The organism is Streptomyces sp. AC627_RSS907 (genome assembly GCF_019049165.1).
This window is the reverse complement of the sequence record NZ_JAGMUE010001311.1, coordinates 1-542: the sequence shown is the minus strand read 5'-3', so window position 1 is coordinate 542 and position 542 is coordinate 1. Positions and strand designations below refer to the sequence as shown.

At 69.7% G+C, this 542-nt stretch carries 1 protein-coding gene; it reads left to right on the top strand.

The genetic code is table 11. The features are described from left to right. Positions 1-484, top strand: a 484-nt coding sequence (locus tag KUM32_RS41650) for a maleylpyruvate isomerase family mycothiol-dependent enzyme (RefSeq protein ID WP_217146821.1), incomplete at its 5' end; no start/stop codon positions are given. Positions 485-542: the final 58 nt, after the last annotated feature.

Below are 542 nucleotides of genomic sequence, written 5' to 3'. Positions count from 1 at the left end.
CAACGCCGATATCGCTCGCGACGCGAACCGTCCGATGCTCGTGCACCTCGACGACCTCCGCACCAGCGCGTTTCGCTTCAATTCAGCAGCCGCGGCCCTCCCCAAGGACCGGTGGGACTATGTGGTCGCCATGCGCAACGCCGTCACCGAACGCGCCGCCCGGCTCCCCTTCCGCCGCCTCATCGAGGTCGAGCTGCACCATGTCGACCTGGACGTCGGCTACGAGCTCACCGACCTCCCGGCCGACTTCGTGCAGCGGGAGGTGGAATTCCTCACCAGCGGCAAGTTCGCCGGCCACGCGGACGTGCCCGCGCTGACGCTCACTGTTCCCGGCGGGCACACCTGGCACACCGGTCGTACCGGAGAGGAGCCCACCACCGTCGAGGGTACGCCCGTCGCGTTGCTCGGTTGGCTCACCGGTCGCTCCGACGGCTCCGACCTCGCCGCGAACGCTCCGCTGCCCACCCTCCCGCCACTAGGCTGAGGCCATGACGTACAGCGGAGCGGTGGAGGTCGGTGGCCCCGCCGACGTGCACGAACTG